General features: G+C 69.0%; 20 protein-coding genes. 16 read left to right on the top strand and 4 right to left on the bottom strand.

Translation table 11 applies throughout. The features are described 5' to 3' along the window. Positions 1-60: 60 nt before the first annotated feature. The 3 genes from RS86_RS06315 to RS86_RS06325 are packed head-to-tail and all read left to right on the top strand — an operon-like array spanning position 61 to position 3,882. On the top strand, positions 61-1,137 hold the full coding sequence (locus RS86_RS06315) for an ABC transporter permease (protein WP_045271349.1): 1,077 nt from the start codon (positions 61-63) through the stop codon (positions 1,135-1,137). A 1-nt stretch (position 1,138) separates the two neighbouring features. Then, positions 1,139-2,152 carry an ABC transporter permease gene (locus RS86_RS06320; protein ID WP_082076614.1) on the top strand — a complete coding sequence of 338 codons (1,014 nt, stop codon included), beginning with the start codon at positions 1,139-1,141 and terminating at the stop codon, positions 2,150-2,152. After that, on the top strand, positions 2,149-3,882 hold the full coding sequence (locus tag RS86_RS06325; RefSeq protein ID WP_235281661.1) for a dipeptide ABC transporter ATP-binding protein: 1,734 nt from the start codon (positions 2,149-2,151) through the stop codon (positions 3,880-3,882). Before RS86_RS06320 ends, RS86_RS06325 begins: the two co-directional genes overlap by 4 nt. Positions 3,883-4,016: 134 nt before the next feature. Here RS86_RS06325 and RS86_RS06330 read toward each other — a convergent pair whose 3' ends face one another. Then, positions 4,017-5,198, bottom strand: coding sequence for a hypothetical protein (locus RS86_RS06330; protein WP_045271350.1), 1,182 nt, complete (start codon positions 5,196-5,198; stop codon positions 4,017-4,019). Between the two features lie 111 nt (positions 5,199-5,309). Here RS86_RS06330 and RS86_RS06335 point away from each other — a divergent pair, with 111 nt between their 5' ends. Beyond that, positions 5,310-5,516: a type II toxin-antitoxin system VapB family antitoxin gene (locus RS86_RS06335; RefSeq protein ID WP_045271403.1), complete on the top strand. Its 207-nt coding sequence runs from the start codon at positions 5,310-5,312 to the stop codon at positions 5,514-5,516. Continuing rightward, positions 5,513-5,953, top strand: a complete 441-nt coding sequence (locus RS86_RS06340; protein WP_045271351.1) for a PIN domain-containing protein — start codon at positions 5,513-5,515, stop codon at positions 5,951-5,953. The genes RS86_RS06335 and RS86_RS06340 overlap by 4 nt, the downstream gene beginning before the upstream one ends. A 25-nt stretch (positions 5,954-5,978) precedes the next feature. Here the strand turns inward: RS86_RS06340 and RS86_RS06345 are convergent, their stop codons facing one another. Next, positions 5,979-6,953, bottom strand: a complete 975-nt coding sequence (locus RS86_RS06345; protein ID WP_045271352.1) for a hypothetical protein — start codon at positions 6,951-6,953, stop codon at positions 5,979-5,981. A gap of 4 nt (positions 6,954-6,957) precedes the next feature. Then, positions 6,958-7,809: a class I SAM-dependent methyltransferase gene (locus tag RS86_RS06350; protein WP_045271353.1), complete on the bottom strand. Its 852-nt coding sequence runs from the start codon at positions 7,807-7,809 to the stop codon at positions 6,958-6,960. A gap of 308 nt (positions 7,810-8,117) precedes the next feature. Here RS86_RS06350 and rpsF point away from each other — a divergent pair, with 308 nt between their 5' ends. The 11 genes from rpsF to RS86_RS06405 all read left to right on the top strand — a co-directional run bounded on the left by rpsF (position 8,118) and on the right by RS86_RS06405 (position 17,325). After that, the gene (rpsF, locus tag RS86_RS06355; RefSeq protein WP_045271354.1) at positions 8,118-8,483 is read left to right on the top strand and encodes a 30S ribosomal protein S6; all 366 of its coding nucleotides are present in this window, start codon (positions 8,118-8,120) and stop codon (positions 8,481-8,483) included. 5 nt (positions 8,484-8,488) lie between these two features. Beyond that, positions 8,489-9,016, top strand: coding sequence for a single-stranded DNA-binding protein (locus tag RS86_RS06360; RefSeq protein ID WP_045271355.1), 528 nt, complete (start codon positions 8,489-8,491; stop codon positions 9,014-9,016). A gap of 71 nt (positions 9,017-9,087) precedes the next feature. Next, complete coding sequence (gene rpsR / locus RS86_RS06365) at positions 9,088-9,342, top strand: 30S ribosomal protein S18 (RefSeq protein ID WP_040168021.1); 255 nt, start codon at positions 9,088-9,090, stop codon at positions 9,340-9,342. A gap of 11 nt (positions 9,343-9,353) precedes the next feature. Further along, positions 9,354-9,806, top strand: a complete 453-nt coding sequence (gene rplI / locus RS86_RS06370) for a 50S ribosomal protein L9 (RefSeq protein ID WP_045271356.1) — start codon at positions 9,354-9,356, stop codon at positions 9,804-9,806. A 222-nt stretch (positions 9,807-10,028) separates the two neighbouring features. Continuing rightward, complete coding sequence (locus tag RS86_RS06375; protein WP_052680106.1) at positions 10,029-11,045, top strand: Bug family tripartite tricarboxylate transporter substrate binding protein; 1,017 nt, start codon at positions 10,029-10,031, stop codon at positions 11,043-11,045. Positions 11,046-11,133: 88 nt separating this feature from the next. Further along, positions 11,134-11,700, top strand: a complete 567-nt coding sequence (locus RS86_RS06380) for a tripartite tricarboxylate transporter TctB family protein (RefSeq protein WP_045271357.1) — start codon at positions 11,134-11,136, stop codon at positions 11,698-11,700. Continuing rightward, positions 11,700-13,304: a tripartite tricarboxylate transporter permease gene (locus RS86_RS06385; protein ID WP_082076616.1), complete on the top strand. Its 1,605-nt coding sequence runs from the start codon at positions 11,700-11,702 to the stop codon at positions 13,302-13,304. Before RS86_RS06380 ends, RS86_RS06385 begins: the two co-directional genes overlap by 1 nt. Continuing rightward, entirely contained in the window at positions 13,301-14,983 is a 1,683-nt protein-coding gene (locus tag RS86_RS06390) for an ATP-binding protein (RefSeq protein WP_052680107.1), read from the top strand. The genes RS86_RS06385 and RS86_RS06390 overlap by 4 nt, the downstream gene beginning before the upstream one ends. Beyond that, positions 14,980-15,657 (top strand): response regulator, encoded by a 678-nt coding sequence (locus RS86_RS06395; protein WP_045271358.1) that lies wholly within the window; start codon positions 14,980-14,982, stop codon positions 15,655-15,657. The genes RS86_RS06390 and RS86_RS06395 overlap by 4 nt, the downstream gene beginning before the upstream one ends. 209 nt (positions 15,658-15,866) lie before the next feature. Next, a complete protein-coding gene (locus tag RS86_RS20775) occupies positions 15,867-16,556 on the top strand; it encodes a hypothetical protein (protein ID WP_200892756.1) in 690 nt (229 codons plus the stop codon). Positions 16,557-16,578: 22 nt separating this feature from the next. Beyond that, positions 16,579-17,325 (top strand): class F sortase, encoded by a 747-nt coding sequence (locus RS86_RS06405; protein ID WP_045271360.1) that lies wholly within the window; start codon positions 16,579-16,581, stop codon positions 17,323-17,325. Positions 17,326-17,383: 58 nt separating this feature from the next. On the opposite strand, the gene RS86_RS06410 is transcribed toward RS86_RS06405, so the two are convergent. Then, on the bottom strand, positions 17,384-17,599 hold a 216-nt coding region (locus RS86_RS06410), incomplete at its 5' end, for an LPXTG cell wall anchor domain-containing protein (RefSeq protein WP_152642101.1).

Here is a 17,599-nt window from a genome sequence, read left to right on the forward strand (position 1 = left end):
GTGCCCCGTCCTCGTTCCCGGGGCGCAATGCCGCGCCCGCCCTCCTCACAAAGGTTCTCCATGGCCGTTGATGTCCTCGCCGCAGATCCCGTGGCGACGCGCCCCAAGTCCTCCGGAGGAGGACTATGGCGCTACATCCTGATCCGCCTCGTGCTGATCATCCCCACCGTCCTCATCCTGATCACCCTGGTCTTCTTCCTGATGCGGGTCACCGGCGACCCGATCACCGCGGCTCTCGGCGGCCGCCTTCCCGCCGACCAGCTCGCGCAGCGCGTGCACGAGGCCGGCTACGACCGCCCGGTCCTGATCCAGTACTTCGAATACCTCGCCAACATCCTGCACGGCGACTTCGGCACCACGATCACGGACGGCCAGAAGGTCACCACGGTGCTGCTGACCTACGGATCCGCCACGCTCGAGCTCGCGATCTACGCGCTCATCGTCGCGTTCGCGGTCTCGATCCCGCTCGGCCTCGTCGCCGCGCACCGCCGCGACAAGTGGCAGGACGCGTCGCTGCGCATCATGGCGATCCTCGCCTACGCCACTCCCATCTTCTTCGTCGGCCTACTGCTGAAGCTCGTCTTCTCGGTCTGGCTGGGCTGGATGCCGGTCTCCGGGCGCGCGAGCACCCAGACCGAGCTGCTGATGAGCGGTGTCAGCACCCCCACGGGCATCTACCTGCTCGACGCGATCCGCCTGGGCAACGGCCCGGCGATCCTCGACGTGCTGTGGCACGCGATCCTGCCCGCCCTCGCGCTCGGCCTGTTGACCGCCGGCATCTTCCTGCGGCTCATCCGCACGAATGTGATCGGCACGCTCGGCCAGCAGTACGTCACCTCCGGCCGCTCCCGCGGAGTGAGCGAGTACCGCCTGGTCACCAAGCACGCGTTCCGGCCCGCCCTCATCCCGATCATCACGGTCATGGGCCTGCAGATCGCGTTGCTGCTCGCCGGCGCCATCCTCACCGAGACGACCTTCGAGTGGAAGGGCATCGGGTTCATGCTGAGCGAGTACCTGAAGGCCCGCGACTTCGTGGCCGTGCAGGGCATCGTCGTGATGATCGCGCTGATCGTCGCCGTCACGAACTTCATCGTCGACATCGTCGCCGCGATGATCGACCCGCGGGTGAGGTACTGAGATGACCGTCGACAACACACCAGAACCCGTGATCGACCGCGACCTGCCGACCCCGAAGACCGAGGTTCTCGCCGCGCAGGCGCCTCGCAAGCGCCGCTGGAGCGAACGGCTCCCCGTGGTCTCGCAGCTGCGCCAGAGCGTCGGCCTGCAGCGCGGCATGCTCATCACCGGCCTCGTCATCACCGGCATCTTCGTGCTGGTCGCGATCCTGGCACCGCTCATCGCCCCGTACTCGTGGGCGCAGCAGTCCGCGAACGGAGTGAAGTTCGGCACGCAGCAGCCGCCGAGCGCGACCAACATCCTCGGCACCACCGTGAGCGGATTCGACGTCTTCTCGCGAGTGATCTGGGGATCCCAGACCGCTCTGCTCGTGATCATCGCCGCGATCGCCTGCTCGATCTTCATCGGCATCGCGCTCGGCCTGGTGTCGGGATACTTCGGCGGCTGGCTGGACCGCACGCTCGTCGTGATCGCCGATGCGATCTACGCGTTCCCCTCGCTGCTGCTCGCGATCGTCATGTCGATCGTGATCAGTCACGGGCAGTCGAACCTGTGGTCGGGCATCATGGCCACCGCCCTGTCGATCACGGTGGTGTTCGTGCCGCAGTACTTCCGGGTGATCCGCGCCGAGGTGGTGCGGGTGAGGGCCGAGCCGTTCGTCGAATCGGCGAAGGTCATCGGCGTGCCGACCGGCCGGATCCTGACCCGTCACGTGCTGCGAAATTCCACGCGCTCGCTGCCCGTCGTGATCACGCTGAACGCCTCGGAGGCGCTGCTGACCCTCGCCGGGCTCGGCTTCCTCGGCTTCGGCATCGAGGCGACCTCGGCCGCGGAATGGGGCTACGACCTGAACCGCGCCATCGCGGACGTCACGAGCGGCATCTGGTGGACATCCATCTTCCCCGGCCTCGCGATCGTGCTGGTGGTGCTCGGCATCACCCTCGTCGGCGAGAGCCTGAACGACCTGAGCGATCCGCGACTGCGCACCCGCCGTCGCGCGGGAGGTGCGGCATGACCGGCACGACCATGAACACCGGCCTGCCCGATGTGGCGGACATCCGCGGGCTCAAGGTGCGCTTCGCGACCGACGGCGACCCCGTCGACGCGGTCAAGGGCATCGACATCCAGGCGCACGCGGGCGAGGTGCTCGCGATCGTCGGCGAATCCGGATCCGGCAAGACCGTCACCGCCAACGCGCTGCTCGGGCTGCTGCCGGAGACCGCGACCATGTCGGGCGCGGTCATCATCCGCGGCCGCGGCGGTGAGACCGACGTCGTGCACGCGTCGGCCGCGAAGATGCGCGCGATGCGCGGACGCGATGCCGCGATGGTGTTCCAGGAGCCGTCCACGGCGCTGAACCCCGTCTACACCGTCGGGTGGCAGATCGCCGAAGGACTGCGCGCGCATCACAACGGCAGGCTCTCCAAGAAGGAGGCGAAGGCCAAGGCGATCGAGATCCTCCGCAAGGTGGGCATCCCGGATCCGGACAAGCGCGTCGACGAGTTCCCGCACCAGTTCTCCGGCGGGCAGAAGCAGCGCATCGTGATCGCGATGGCCCTCGTGCTGAACGCCGGGCTCATCATCGCGGACGAGCCGACGACCGCTCTCGACGTCACGGTGCAGGCCGAGATCCTCGAGCTGCTGCGCGCTTGCCGCGACGAGTTCGGCGCGACGATCGTCCTCATCACGCACAACATGGGCGTGGTCGCCGACCTCGCCGACCGTGTCGTCGTGATGCTGCGCGGAGACATCGTCGAGCAGGCCCCGGTGCGGGACCTCTTCGCGAACCCGCAGCAGGAGTACACCAGGGAGCTGCTCGCCGCCGTGCCGCATGTCGGCCAGGGCAAGTCGGCCCTGGAGGCGACCGCGGCGACCGCGCCGGGCGCGTCGACCGGCATCGCGGACGAGGCGCCGGAAGGCAGCCTCATCGTGGCACGGGCGTGCGAGATCGGCTACCCGGGGCGCTTCGGACGCGGTGGCGTCGTCGCGGTCAAGGGCGTCGACTTCCACGTCGGTCCCGGCGAGGTCGTGGGCCTGGTCGGCGAGTCCGGATCCGGGAAGACCACGATCGGCCGTGCCGTCGTCGGCCTCACCACGGTCGTCGGCGGATCGCTGCGCGTGCTCGGCCAGGAGATGAACGGTGTGAAGCAGCGCCAGCTCACCCCGCTCCGCCCCGAGATCGGGTTCGTGTTCCAGGATCCGGCGACGAGCTTCAACCCGCTGCTGTCGATCGCCGAGTGCATCGCCGAGCCGCTCGTGGTGCACGGGAAGGCGTCGAGCGTCGCCGCCGCGCGTGCCCGCGTGGACGAGCTGCTGGACGCGGTGCGGCTGCCGACGAACTTCGGCGATCGGTTCCCGCACGAGCTCTCCGGCGGACAGCGCCAGCGCGCTTCGCTCGCACGCGCCCTGGCTCTGGACCCGAAGCTGCTCATCGCGGACGAGCCCACGAGTGCGCTCGACGTCTCGGTGCAGGCGAAGGTGCTCGACCTGTTCGTGCAGCTGCAGGCCGAGCTCGGCTTCGCGTCGCTGTTCATCAGCCACGACCTCGCCGTGATCGACGCGGTCTCCGACCGCATCATCGTGCTGCAGCACGGCCGGATCCAGGAGCAGGGCACGACCGCTCAGGTGCTGAACGATCCGTCGAACTCCTACACGAAGGAGCTGCTCGCGGCCCTTCCGGTGCCGGATCCGGTGGAGCAGGCCGAGCGCCGCGCCCTGTGGCAGGCGGTGCGGCGCAGGGCCTGACCCGGCCGCACACATCGAGGTCGTTGAGCGACGACGCGCGCCAGCGCGACGGAGACGAAACGCGGTGCTCTTGCGAGGGCGCCGCGTTTCGTCTCGCCTTCGGCTCGCTCAACGACCAAGAGGGGGGTGCCGCGTCAGTGCCCGAACATCATGCGGAACACCAGCCAGGCGATCCCGACGCCGGCGAACACCAGCACCGACACCCAGGGGAACGCGCGCTTGAGCCGGCGCCCGCCGGGAGCGACGCCGGGCGGGGGAGACCACGGCTGGGCGGGATCACCGGGCGTCGGCGCGACCGGCCCGGCGAAGTGGGCGGGAGCCGATGCCGCCGACGCCGCAGCCGCGGCCGGAGAGGCGCCGGACTCGTCCGGTGCGGCGACGGCGTCGCCGCCGGTGGCCGCGCGCAGGCGCTCGTCGCGCCAGCGCGCCCACTGCTGCAGCTTGGTGAGGACGGCGCCCACGGTGCCGAACATCTGCGCCCACACGGCCGGATCCAAGGTGGTGACCTGTCGGTTCTGTGCGTACAGGAACAGCCAGTCGTCGACGATCTCGACGTCGAAGGCCGACGCGCTGTCCATGAACCGGGCCATGATGTCGGGCGTGAACAGGTAGAGCGCGTCGCGCTCGTAGCCGGCGGGGCAGTAGAGCGCGAAGGAGCGGTCGAAGTCGCCCTCGAGCGAAAGCCGTTGGTGCCCGTCGTAGTTCGCGGGCAGGTTGGATCCGAAGAACCCGTTGTTGGACTGGGCGTCCAGCACGATGTTCGGCAGCGGAACGTCGAGCTTGATCGCGATGTACCCCCACTCGTGCGTCTGGCTCTCCTTGCCCGAACCCGTCGTGTACTTGAAGTTCGCGAACTCGACGAAGCGCGGTGAAGCGCCGCGCACGAGATCGGTGGCGATGCGGCCATGCCCGAGATCGAACAGCATCCCCGGCAACTGCGGATCCTTGAGCTCCGGCAGATAGGACATGGCGTTCGCGGTCGCGAACCCGGCCAGGCGGTAGCCCCGCACGAGTTGCCGGTTCCACCACGCGATGCCGCCCCACACCGCGAGGCCGACGACGACGAGCATCAGCAGCGGCACCACGACGCCGCCGGAGGAGCCGAGCGCAACGGTCAGGAAGATCCCGACGATGCCGAATCCGATGAAGACGATGAACAGGATGGCCACGAGGAAGATCACGATCTGACCCACGCGTGGGCCTTGGCCGCTCGCCCTGGCCTCGCGGGACCACGCGGCCAGTCGCGAGCGGTCGACCGGTTCGGTCAGCGCACGGGCGTCGAAGGGGGCTGCGGTGCCCGGCTGCGGAGTGGTCACCCGTCCACGCTAATCCGGGAGCCCTGTTTTCGAGAGAGGACCACTGCGCCGGTATGGGTGTCGGAGTCCGCGTATATATTGAAGAGACAGCGAAGATATCCAGAGGTGAGCATGACGAAGAGACTCATCGACATCGATGACGCCCTTCTCGCGAAGGCGATGGAAGTCACCGGCGCCGTCACGAAGAAGGCCGCGGTGAACGAGGCTCTCGCGCAGGTCGTCCGACGCGGTGAGGCGCTCGGCTACATCGATCTGCTCCAGTCCGGGATCGCCGTCGATCTCGACGATGCGCGGATCATCGACGACGCACAGCGATGAGGAGGATCCTCCTCATCGACAACTCGGCGCTGCAGCGGCTGCACCGCTCATCGACCGTGGCGTCGGCGTTCGCCCAACTCCTCGAACACGGGGAGCTGGGCGGATGCCTGCCGCAGATCCTGGAGGAGGGGTACTCCGCGTGCAGCGCCGACGATCATCGGACGCTGGTCGACGCGAGCGCCCGAGCGCGCATCTTCCTCCCACCGGATGAACGGGTGGCGACCCTCGCGATCGACCTCCAGCGGCGGCTGTTCGAAGCCGGTATCGGACGCTCGGTGGGGGTGAGTGATCTGCAGATCGCGGCGACGGCGCTTCGTCATTCGGATGCGCAGCAGACGGTCACCGTCGTGCACTACGACGCGGACTTCGAGAACGTCGCACAGGTCGCGCCGGCGTTCTCGCACAGATGGATCGTGCCCAGGGGCAGCGTGGACTGAGAGGAACCGCCTCGGGCGGGTCGGCTCAGATGTTCACCTCGTCGGCGTCCCACTGCAGGTTCGCGCCTTCGGGGATCGGCAGGGCCTCGAGCCGCTCGTCCGCGCACAGTGCAGCGATGAGGGCTGGGGATCCGCCGACGACCGTCGAGTCGAAGTCGATCTCGCTGACCAGGATCCAGGCGCGATCGGCCGGCCAGATGAGGCTCGGATGCAGCGCGCTGGGTGGGAAGCCGCGGCCCTCGGCGATCTTGTCGCTCCACGGGACGAAGGCCACCCAGTCCGGATCCGCGAAGGTGCGCGGCGGTGCGGCGAAGAGCACGTGGTTGCGCTGGGGGAGCTCGAGGCGCGCGCCTTCGGAGATCTCGCCGGAGAGGATCCCGTCCTGCCACACGGCCTTCTGGTACGGATTGTTGAACGGGTCGTGGATGCTCTCGGCGAGCATGGCCGCATGCGCCTCGCCGGGGTCGTCGGTGAAGGTGAGGAACGTGCGACCGGTCGAGCCGAAGCTGCCCAGCAGTCCGCCCCAGCCCTCCCAGACACCCGCGAACCCGTCGTCCGGCGTGGTCGTGTGCGTCACCAGATGCTCGGCGACGGGCGCCAGGAGCGCGGGCGGCAGGTCGCCCTCGATCGGGGCTTGGAACTCCCGTCCGTCCGGAGCGCGACGGTGACGCCAGTCCTCGCCCTCGGGCGTCCGCACGATCCGGTTCCACTGCGCGAGCGGATGCAGCACCGTGCCGAACGCTGCGGCCGTGTCCGCCCACGTGGCCTGCTCGTCGCGGAGCCCGGACAGGATGCCCGCCTCCTCGTCCTCCGACATCGCCCGCAGCTCGTCGTGCGTCGGCACGACGCCGCCGGGCACGCTCCGCACCCAGGCGGGATGGAAGATCCGCGCATAGGCCTCGAACCCACGGGGCACGACCGAGTGCATGTCGGATCCGAGATCGGGATCCAGTCGTTCTCTGATCCAACTGCCGACCTGGACGTCGTCTTCCCAGCGCATGTGTTCAGTCCTTCGTCGCGACGATCGTGAAGGTGCAGGGGACCAGGTCGCGCTCCGCTTCCGGCCAGACGAATCCGTCGTCCGTGGACAGCATCCGCGGGCTGAACTGCCACGGCAGCGTCCTGCCTTCGTCCAGGCGGCGGATCCGCAGACCCGCTCCGATCAGGGCGTTCACGACGGAGGAGAGGGGATGCGGCCACTCGTAGGTGCGCGGATGTGCGACGACGCCGTCGCCGGCGTACGTGCTGTCGTCGTCCCAGGCCTGCGCTTCTCCGGTGTCGAAGTAGGGATAGCGAAGGACGAGTTCCTCGCGGCTCTCGTCGAGGGCGTACAGCAGCGGGTGCCCGTCGCGGATGTAGAACGTTCCGCCGGGTCGCAGCAGCGCGGCGACCTGCGCGGCCCAGCGGTCGAGATCGTGCAGCCAGCAGATGGCGCCGATGCTCGTGTAGACGAGGTCGAACTCCGCGTCGACTGCTGCCGCGGCGTCGAGCACATCGGTCTCGACCCAGTCGGCGTCGAGGCCGAGCCGAGACGCGAGCGCGGCAGCCGTCTCCAGGGCTGGGGCGGAGAAGTCGACCCCTGTCATCCGCGCGCCGAGCCGGGCGAACGAGAGGGTGTCGGTGCCGATGTGGCACTGCAGGTGGCAGATCTCGAGGCCGTCGAAGCCCTCCGGCAGGAACGGCGCGAGCGCCGCAGCGTCTTCGCGCACGACGTCGGAGAGGTGGGCCGGATCCTCGAACGCCTGGAGTCCGTAGGCCTCCGCGTGCAACGCGACGCGGTCGTCCCAGTTCTCGCGGTTGGCATCCCGCGCCGGCTCCCAGTCGATCCGCACAGAACTCGTCACGGGTTCGCTCATGTCGCCAGGCTACCCGGCCCGATTCGGCGCCCGATCGGTCCAGATGCACGACGGATGAACGGATGCACGACGGATCCGCCGATTCCGTCGTGCATCCGTGATCCGGTCGTGCATCCGTGGCACCAGCCGGGGCGCGCACGAGCCGCGGGCACGGCCGCGGGCGCGGCCAAGGCCCCGATTCGGCGCACGCAGCCGGATCCGCTAAGCTGTACAGGCTGCCTGGGCTATTCATGCCCCGGCACGTGCTACACACCCTCCTGCTTCCGGGAAAGTCCCGGAAGCCGTTCTAGTCCGAAGGAGGTGGGTAAGTGACGCACCAGTACGAGCTCATGGTCATTCTGACCCCCGAGCTGGACGAGCGCCAGGTTGCCCCCAACCTCGACAAGTTCCTGAAGGTCATCACCAACGATGGTGGCTCGATTGACAAGGTCGACATCTGGGGCAAGCGCCGTTTCGCCTACGAGATCAACAAGAAGACCGAGGGCATCTACGTCGTCGTGAACTTCACCGCGACCAGCGATGCCACCAACGAACTCGACCGTCAGCTGAACCTCAGCGAGCTCGTGTTCCGCACCAAGGTGCAGCGCGCTGAAGAGGCGCAGGCGATGGTCGCCGCCGAGGCCAAGCGGGCCGAGGAGAAGGCCGCTCGCAAGCCCAAGGCCGCGAAGGTCTAAGGACCATGGCCGGCGAGACCGTCATCACCGTGGTGGGAAACCTCACCGCCGACCCCGAGCTGCGTTACACGCAGAACGGGCTGCCGGTGGCGAACTTCACCATCGCTTCGACGCCGCGCACCTTCGACCGCCAGGCGAACGAGTGGAAGGACGGCGATGCGCTGTTCCTCCGTGCGTCCGTGTGGCGCGAGTTCGCCGAGCACGTGGCCGGTTCGCTGACGAAGGGCATGCGGGTCATCGCGACCGGCCGCCTGCGTCAGCGCTCCTACCAGGACAAAGAAGGGGCAACCCGGACGTCCATCGAGCTCGAGGTCGATGAGGTCGGCCCGTCGCTCCGTTACGCGACCGCTCAGGTCACCCGTGCTGCGCGGTCCGATGCGGGCGCCGGCGGCGGGAACTTCCAGGGCGGTGGCGGCGGCAGCCGTCCGCAGCAGGCCTCGAACGAGCCCTGGTCGACCCCCGGGTCGTCCGGTTCCTCGAGCGCAGATGCGTGGAGCACTCCCGGCTCGTTCGGCGACGACACGCCTTTTTGAGCGTCGTCTCCGGACACAACAAGATTCCGGATCCTGACGGATCCGAAAACCATTTCTCGTAAGGAAGACTCATGGCTGGAAAGTCGAGCGGCGACCGCCGCAAGCCGCGGAAGGGCGCGAAGAACGCCGCTCCCGCGAAGTCCATCCGCGTGGGTGTCATCGACTACAAGGACGTCGCGACCCTCCGCAAGTTCATCTCGGAGCGTGGCAAGATCCGCGCCCGTCGCATCACCGGTGTGTCCGTGCAGGAGCAGCGTCTGATCGCCAAGGCGATCAAGAACGCACGCGAGATGGCTCTCCTGCCCTACGCCGGCGCTGGCCGCTAAGGGGTACCGACATGGCAAAGCTGATTCTCACGAATGAGGTCGCCGGGCTCGGTAGCGCCGGTGACGTGGTCGAGGTCAAGAACGGGTACGCCCGCAACTACCTCGTGCCGCAGGGTTTCGCTGTCGCGTGGTCGCGCGGTGGCGAGAAGCAGGTCGAGCAGATCCGTGCCGCCCGTCAGGCGCGCGCGATCCACGACCGTGACGACGCCGTGGCGCTGAAGAACGCGCTCGAGGCCGCCAAGGTCCGCCTGGCCGTCAAGGCCGGCTCCGAGGGCCGTCTGTTCGGCTCGGTCAAGACCGCCGATGTCGCCGCTGCCGTCGAGGCCGCGGGCGTCGGTGCGATCGACAAGCGCAAGGTGCACATCACCACGCCGATCAAGTCGGTCGGCGAGCACGAGGCCACCGTTCGTCTGCACGACGACGTGACCGCCGTGATCACGCTGCAGGTCGTCGCCGCCAAGTAAGCGCCGACTCCCTGTCAGGGGCCGTCTCCTTCGGGAGACGGCCCCTTTCGCGTGCCCGGGAGCTGTGATGCGCGTCCCGAGGTAGCCGCCGCGAGATCGCGGGCTTTTCTTAATGACCAGAACCGATTTCGCGGGATACGCCTCAGTACATTCATCGAGTCCGGCAGCGTCGCCGGCTCCGCACACCGGCGATGGCGCCGGTGACAGTGAAAGGCATCGTCCGTGAAGATCTCGACATTCGCCAGGGCCGCGGCGGTGGGGACGGTTCTGCTCCTCGCCCTGACGGCATGCAGCTCCCCGAAGAGCGACAAGACCCCCTCCGCCGACTCCGGCGCCACGGCGTTCACCCCTCTCACCCGCCTCGAGCTGATCGCGCCGGCCGCGCCGGGCAGCGGGTGGGATCAGACCGCGCGAGCGACCCAGGGCGCGCTGCAGACGGACGAACTGGCCAAGACCGTGACGGTCAACAACGTGCCGGGCGCCTCCGGCACCGTCGCCCTCGCCCAGGTCGCGCCCAAGAAGGGCCAGAAGGACCTCTTGATCATGTCGGGACTGGCGATGATGAGCGGCGTCGTCACGAACGGCACTTCCGTGTCCCTCGACGACCTCACCCCGATCGCCCGTCTCGTCGGCGAGCATGAGGCGATCGTCGTCCCCAAGGGCTCGCCCTTCACGAACGCCGATGAGCTCTTCGCAGCGATCAAGAAGGATCCCAAGTCCGTCGCGATCGCGGGCGGCTCCGCCGGCTCCGCCGACCACCTCTTCATCGGCTTGCTCGCGCAGCACTACGGCGTGAAGCCCTCCGACGTCAACTACGTGCCGTACTCCGGCGGCGGCGAGGCCACCACCGCGCTGCTCGGCGGCAAGGTGCAGGCGGGCATCGCCGGGACGGGCGAGTTCGCGGCGCAGATCGAGAGCGGTGAGCTCACGGGACTGCTCGTGTCGTCGCTGAAGAACGACGGCTCGCTCACATTCGCCCAGGCGGCGGGGGAGATCGACCCGACGCTCGAGTTCGCCAACTGGCGCTCGATCATGGCGCCGGCAGGGATCGATGCCAAGCTGCGTGCGCAGTACCTGGCCGCGATCGAGAAGATGCACGCCGGCGACGCGTGGAAGGCCGAGCTGAAGAAGAACGAGTGGCTCGACAACTACATCGCCGGTGACGAGTTCGCGGGCTGGTTGAAGACCGAGAACACCCGGGTGCAGAGCGTCCTCAAGGACCTCGGTCTCGCGAAGTAGCACCGCCGCTCGCGGAGGAGGAGGGGATCCCTCCTCCTCCGCGAGCCGTCGTGCCCGCGCCGTATCAAGCCGCATGAAGGAGCATCCGATGAGCGACGTCTCTTCGCATCAGGGAACCGCCACGCACGAGGATCCGCACCCCGAGGATCTCGGGGACGGGCCCCGTCCGGCATCGACGAAGGGGATCGGCGAGTGGGCCGTCGCCGCGGCGGTGTTCGTCCTCGGCGGGATCGTCCTCCTCGACGGTCTCGGTCAGCGCCAGTCGACCTCCGCCTCGGGTATCGGGGCCGGCTTCATGCCGATCGTGGTGGGAAGCCTGCTGCTCCTGCTCGCGGTGGTGCTGGCCGTCCAGCTCGCGCGAGGTCGGCGCGGTGAGCCGGAGCAGGCCGAGGGCGACGTCGACGTCACCCGCACGCACTGGACCGCGCTCGGCATCGCCGCCGCCGGTCTGCTGTTCTTCCTGTTCACCGTGGAGCCGCTCGGCTTCATCCCCGCGACCACCGTGATGTTCTACCTGATCTCCCTTGCGATGGGATCCCGCCGGTATCTGATGGCGCTCGTGATCGCTCTGGCGACCGCGTGCGTGATCTTCTTCTCCTTCACGAAACTGCTGTCGATCGATCTGCCCGCGGGCTTTCTGGAAGGGATGATCTGATGCCCGGTCTCGAAGGACTCATGCACGGGTTCGAGCTGGCGTTCCAGCCGCAGAACCTGCTGTTCGCACTGATCGGCACGATCGTCGGGACGCTCGTGGGCGTGCTGCCGGGGATCGGCCCCGCGCTCACGATCGCCCTGCTGCTCCCGCTCACCTACTCGGTCGATCCGTCGGCCGCCTTCATCATGTTCGCCGGCATCTACTACGGAGCGATGTACGGCGGTTCGACGACCGCGATCCTGCTGAAGACCCCGGGCGAATCGGGATCCGTCATCACGGCGATCGACGGCAACAGGATGGCGCGCATGGGAAGGGGGGCCACGGCCCTCGCGACGGCGGCGATCGGATCCTTCGTCGCGGGCACGATCGCGACGATGCTGGTGGCCTTCTTCGCACCATGGATCGTCGACATCGCGGTGCAGCTCGGCCCGCAGGACTATCTGGCCCTCATGGTGGTCGCCTTCCTCACCGTGAGCGCGCTGGTCGGCAGCTCGCCGCTGCGCGGACTCATCTCCATGGCGGTGGGACTCGCGATCTCGCTCGTCGGCATCGACTTCCAGAGCGGGCAGCAGCGCCTCACCTTCGGCCTGCTTCCGCTGCTGGACGGCATCGACACCGTCGTCCTGATCGTCGCGCTCTTCGCGATCGGCGAGCTGTTCTACGTCGTCGCGCACCAGTCGACGCTGATCTTCAAGGTCATGCCGTTCGCGGGGCGCTGGATGAACCGCGAGGACTGGCGGCGCTCGTGGAAGCCCTGGCTGCGCGGCACGGCGATCGGATTCCCCCTGGGCGTGATCCCCGCGGGAGGATCCGAGATCCCCACGTTCCTGTCGTACACGCTGGAGCGCAGGCTGTCCCGGCGCCCGCAGGAGTTCGGCCACGGCGCGATCGAGGGCGTGGCGGGGCCGGAAGCGGCGAACAACGCCAACGCGGCCGGCACCATGGTGCCGCTGCTCACCCTCGGCATCCCGACCTCCGCGACCGCCGCGGTGATCCTCGTCGCCTTCCAGCAGTACGGCATCCAGACCGGACCGCAGCTGCTGGAGACCAACGGCCCGCTGGTGTGGAGCCTCATCGCGAGCCTCGTGGTCGCCAACGCGATCCTGCTACTGCTCAACCTCCCGCTCGTCGGGTTGTGGGTCAAGCTGCTGAAGATCCCGAAGCCGTACATGTTCGCCGGCATCGCGACCTTCGCCGTGCTGGGCGCCTACGCCGCGGGCGGCTCCACCTTCGACGTCGGTCTGCTCCTCGTGCTGGGTGTGCTCGGATACGTCATGCGCCGCTTCGGGTACCCGGTCTCGCCGCTCATCGTCGGGGCGATCCTCGGCCCGATCGCCGAGGTGCAGTTCCGGCGTGCGCTCGACATCGCCGGCGGCGATCCCGCGACGCTGATCTCGACCCCGTTCACCTGGGCCATCTATGGCACCCTCGCCCTCGTCTTCGTCCTCACGTTCGCGCTGCGCCGCCGTCCGTCCAAGCGCGATGTCCTGGTCGAGGTGGGAGGTCTGCCCACGACGCTGACGCCCACGATCGAGGTGCCGGAGCCGGCCGCCGACACCGCGCCGGAGCGGGAGGCGGCGCGCACGCAGAGCGATCAGGGGTGAGCATCGCCCAAGGCGCGAGCGGCGCCCCCGCGGAGGTTCCCGCCTTCGGAGGGCGCCGCTTCGCCGCGTGGGACACTGGTCACGTGCGTCGTTCGATGTCGTTGAGCACGCAGCTGCTGGTGCTGCAGATCGCGATCGTGCTGGTCATCGTCGCAGGGACCGGTGCGGTCGCCGCCGTCCTCGCCGCCCAGGCGAACCGGGACGCCTACCGGGATCGCATGGTCGCCATCGCGCAATCGGTCGCCGGCCTGCCGACCGTGGTGGAGGCGCTGCTGGCGAAGGATCCCCAGAGCCAGATCCAGCCGATCGCGGAGGCCGTGCGGAAGTCGTCCGGCCTCAGCTACGTCGTCGTGACGGACGATCAGGGCATCCGCTACTCGCATCCGAATCCGGACCGCATCGGCGAGATGGTCTCGACGGATCCCTCGGTCGCGCTCTCCGGAAAGGTCCAGATCGAGACTCAGACGGGCACGCTGGGCGAATCCTGGCGGGTGAAGGTCCCCATCCACGGCCCGGACGGTCCGGTGATCGGGATCGTCTCCGTCGGGATCTTCGAGGTCGACCTCCAGGCGCAGTTCGTCGACGATCTCCCGGGCCTGATCATCGCGCCGATCGCCGCCGCCGTGATCGGCGTGATCGGCTCGGTGTGGATCGGCTGGCTGCTGCGCCGGCGCATCTACGGCCTCGAGTCGGAGGAGATCCGCACGATGCTGGACACCAGGGAGGCCATGCTGCACGGCATCCAGGAGGGGTTCATCGCCGTGGATGCGGACGGCCGGCTCGTGGTGGTCAACGATGCGGCCGCCCGGCTGCTCGGAGTGGAGTCGGACCAGATCCTCGGCAAGGACGCGGCGGACGTGCTCGACGAGGAGCTGGCGCAGTTCCTGCTCTCCGGGGAGACCGCGGAGACCCCGGTGCTCTCGGGCGAGCGCGTGCTCGTGGTGCACGGCGCCGCGGCGCGGGTGAAGGATCGCGACGTCGGCCACATCGCGATGCTCCGCGACCGGACCGAGCTCGAGGAGACGCTGCGCGATCTGAGCGGCGCGCGCAGCCTCGCCGATGACCTGAGGGCGCAGTCCCACGAGTTCTTCAACACCCTGCAGGTGCTCAGCGGCCTGCTCGAGACGGACCAGACCGATGCGGCGCTGTCCTTCATCCACCGCGTGGGCGGAGGCGGAGCCCTTCCGACAGGACAGCTGCTGCACGGCATCGACGACATCGAGGTCTCGGCGCTCGTGCTGGCCAAGTCGGCGCGGGCGCAGGAGCTCGGGATCGACCTGGTCGTGGATCCCGAGTCGCATCTGCGCGAGGTCGAGCAGGACGACGACCTGCTGACGATCGTCGGCAATCTGCTCGACAACGCGATCGAGGCCCTCGAGTCCGGGGGTGGGCGGGTGGTGCTGCGGATCAGGGATGACGTCGCGCCGGATCGGATCACGGTGAGCGTCGACGACGACGGTCCAGGCGTCCCGGCGCACCTGCGCGACGCGGTCTTCGAGATGGACGTGTCGGACAAGGGATCCGTGCCGCGCAAGGAGAGGCGCGGGATCGGGCTCACGATCGTCAAGCGCGTCGCGCAGCGGCTGGGCGGCACGGCGATCGCGGAGGCCTCCGCATCCGGCGGGGCGCGCTTCGTGGTGGACGTGCCGTGGCCTTTCGAGGCGCGGACTCCGCGATGAGCCCCGCACGTGTCGTCATCGTCGAGGACGATCGGATGCTCGCCGCCCTCAACGCGACGCTGGTCGACGACCATCCCGGGTTCGAGGTGGTCGCGGTCGCGCACACGGCCTCGGCGGGCCTCAGGGAGATCGAGCATCATCGTCCCGATCTGCTGCTGCTCGACGTCTATCTTCCCGACCTGAACGGTCTGGAGCTGTTGCGTCGGTTGCGGGCCATGCGCACCGACGTCGAGGTGATCGCCGTGACGGCTGCCCGCGATCTCGAGACGGTCCGTCGTGCACGGGTGCTGGGCGTGCGGCACTACCTGGTCAAGCCGTTCACAAAGGCCGATCTGCACCGCAGGCTGAACGAGGTGCAGCGCGCGCTCAGCATGACGGCGGGAGATGCGGATCTCGATCAGCGGGCGGTCGATCTGATGCTGGGCGGCGGATCCGATGACGCCGTGGCCGCACCCAGGAACCTGTCGGCGTCGAGCCTGCAGCGGGTCGCGGAACTCCTCGACGGAGCAGAGGGCGACATGTCGTCGGCGGAGATCGCCGATGCCCTCGGCATGTCGCGGGTGAGTGCGCGCCGCTATCTCGACCATCTCGCCACGATCGGGCGGGCCGAGGTCGCCCCGCGCTACGGCGCGGTGGGGCGACCGGAGAACCGCTACCGAGCGATCCGGCGCTGAGGTTCTCGCCGACCCATTGCCCGGATATCGGAAGACCGGTATGGTTTGCCCCAAAGGTTGCACGGGCTGGGGCGTGGGCAACTCTTGACGGGGCGGGACCCGGCGAACTTGGGGAACAGGATCGGCGTGTCTGTTGGGCACCCCGGCAACTCTCCGCGCACCTGGATTCGTGTGATCGTCACCGATCACCGAGCTGGGGAGCTGGGGAGATGTCTAGGAACAACAGGGGCGCTGGGGTGCTCCGCAAGGCCGTATACGCGGCCGGGGCGATGTCGCTCGCGGTCGCAGGAATCCTGATCACGGTGCCGGGCGCGTCCGCGGAAGATGCACCGTGCACGCCGATGCCCGCGTCGGACGAGCAGGTGCTCGTCACGCCCGCGGTGCCGGCGACGCCGGGTACGCCCGCCGTCACGCACACCGCGTATCAGCGCTACTCCTGGAAGGGCGGGCCGGACGGCCCGGCACCCGTCGACATCCCGCCGAGCGACAGGTGGCAGGCGAACACCGAGGCGTACTTCCCGGGCCATTCGGATGACCCGCTGAACACGATCTTCCAGGCGGGAACTCCCGGCAACGCGGACTACTTCTACTGGGCGACGACCGAGGTCGTCGACACGCCGGCGGTTCCCGGCACTCCGGAGATCCCGGCGGTCTACAAGACGGTGCACCACGACGCGGTGACGTGCCCCGTCGTGACACCGCCGGTGGTGACTCCGCCGGTGGTCACTCCGCCTGTGGTCGCACCGCCCGTCGTCGAACCCGAGACGCACATCGTCCCGACCACCGTGCAGACCGATGGCGACCAGACGGCCGTGCTGGTCCTCGCGGCCGGCCTCGGCGTTCTCGCGGCCGGCGCGCTGACCGGCGCGGGGCTGCTCATCCGCTCGCGCCGCGGCTGAGCCGCACGCGCCGCAGCACACCATGAACGACAGGGCCACCGCGATGCGCCGCCGCCTCGCGGTGGCCCTGCTTGTCGTGGGGCTCCTCGCGGGCGGATCGGCCGTGCTGCTCTGGAGCGCGACGCGATCCGCGCTCGGCGACGTGCCGATGTCCACGTCGCCGGCGTCGTCGTCGCCGACCGCCATGCCGGCCGTACCGGTGGCACCGACTCCGTCGGCAGGCCCGACCGCGCCCGCCACGCCGACTCCGGCGCCGCTGCAGGACATCGCCGGGACGCCCGTGCATGTGACCGTGCTTCAGGCTGGCGCGCCGCTGATCGACGCCGACGTGAACCGGATCCAGCTCGATGAGGACGGTTGGCTCAGCCCCGATCAGGGGCTGGCGGGGTGGTACGGGCCGCCGCAGTGGGAGACGGTGCCCGGCAACCTCTCCGCCTATCGCGGCATCATCGTCGGGCACAACGTCACGGGTTACGGCACGAAGGACGTCTTCTACGATCTCGGGCAGGTGCGGGCAGGGGACAGCGTGGTGATCACGTACGCGCTGCAGGCGGGTGGTTACGCCACCGCGGGCTTCACGGTCACGCAGGACGCGCAGTCCGCCCCGAAGCAGGACGTCGTGGCGCAAGCCGCGACCACCTACAGATGGGTGTGGCAGGTCGATGCGCCCGAGCGTTCCCTCGCACTGTTCTCGTGCGATCTCGACGCCCCGCACATCGACGGCCACTCGGTCGACAACTGGATCGTGACCGCGGTGCGCGTGTCCTGATCCGGCGTGGCCTGGCGGTGCGGCGGCCCCTCCGGGGGTCGCCGCACCGCCGAGCCGGTCAGCGGGTGAGCGTGCGCCGGGTGAGGATGCCGGCTCCGATCATCATGAGCAGCAGCGCCGCCAGGATCAGCGGAACCGGGGAGGCCCCGCCCGTCTGGGCGAGACCCGGGCCGCTCTGCGCGGACACCAGGTTCGACACCGGGACGAACGCAGCGCCGTGGCCTCCGGAGGTTCCCGGAGTGCCGGGGGCCACGGCGCTGCGTTCGTCCCGGTG

This window comes from Microbacterium azadirachtae (genome assembly GCF_000956505.1).
Taxonomy (GTDB): domain Bacteria; phylum Actinomycetota; class Actinomycetes; order Actinomycetales; family Microbacteriaceae; genus Microbacterium; species Microbacterium azadirachtae_A.